Annotated in this window: 1 protein-coding gene; it reads right to left on the bottom strand. The window is 73.4% G+C overall.

The annotated features are described in order from the left end of the window. Positions 1-378: 378 nt before the first annotated feature. A complete protein-coding gene (locus tag FNQ90_RS25495; protein ID WP_143625358.1) occupies positions 379-561 on the bottom strand; it encodes a hypothetical protein in 183 nt (60 codons plus the stop codon). Positions 562-790 lie beyond the last annotated feature (229 nt).

Here is a 790-nt window from a genome sequence, read left to right as displayed (position 1 = left end):
GTCCGGGGCCGTGGCGGCACCGCGAGAGGGTCGTGATCTCACGCGCCGACCTCCCGTCCGGGCCGATGTCCGTGAGCGTTCGTGCCCGGCCGGCGACGGGCCCCGGGGCGGATGGGGCGGGGGTGGACCATGACCGGGACCGTAGTGCGGCCGGCCGGCACGGGGAGCCGGGTGACTCAACCTGTCCCAAGATGTATCGGGCACGCACAAATTCGTCCGTTCGGGCGAGCCGGGAGATCATCCCTGTTCGCGCCGTGCCCGCTCACGCCTGTCCGTGTCCGGATGTCCTCGGGAACTGCGGAGGCGAGGACGGAGGGAACGGACCCCGGGCCCTCCACCGACCGGCGGAGGGCCCGGGGAGAGGGACGGGGTCCCGGCTCAGCTGCCGAGTTCCTTGCGGGAGACCCTGCGCAGGCGCCGGCGCTGGGAGGGGTCCAGCAGCAGGTACGCGGCGGCGGGGACACCGAAGATCACCAGCGCGGCGATCCAGAAGTTCGTCAGCCACCACAGGAACAGTCCGGCGACCACTCCCCCGATGGCGATCTTTCCACCCGTTGACATGTCGCTCTCCTTCTCCGGTCGCCCGGGTCCGTGCTCTCGGCGGGACGGCGACGACCCGCCCTCGCCCGGGCCGGTGGGAACGTCGCCCGCTGTGGGGGACGCGACACCCGGCCGGGGGGTTGCCCCGTTTTCCGAGCGTATCGGGTGAGGCCACGGGGCGGGTCGCTCCACCGCGGAACGGTGAAGCGACCCGCCCCGAGGGGTGGGGGGTGGGGCCCGGGGTCAGGAG

It is taken from the genome of Streptomyces alkaliphilus (genome assembly GCF_014141535.1).
GTDB classification, from domain to species: Bacteria; Actinomycetota; Actinomycetes; order Streptomycetales; family Streptomycetaceae; genus Streptomyces; species Streptomyces alkaliphilus.
Note: the sequence above shows the minus strand (reverse complement) of the source record. Positions and strands in the feature narration are given on the sequence as shown.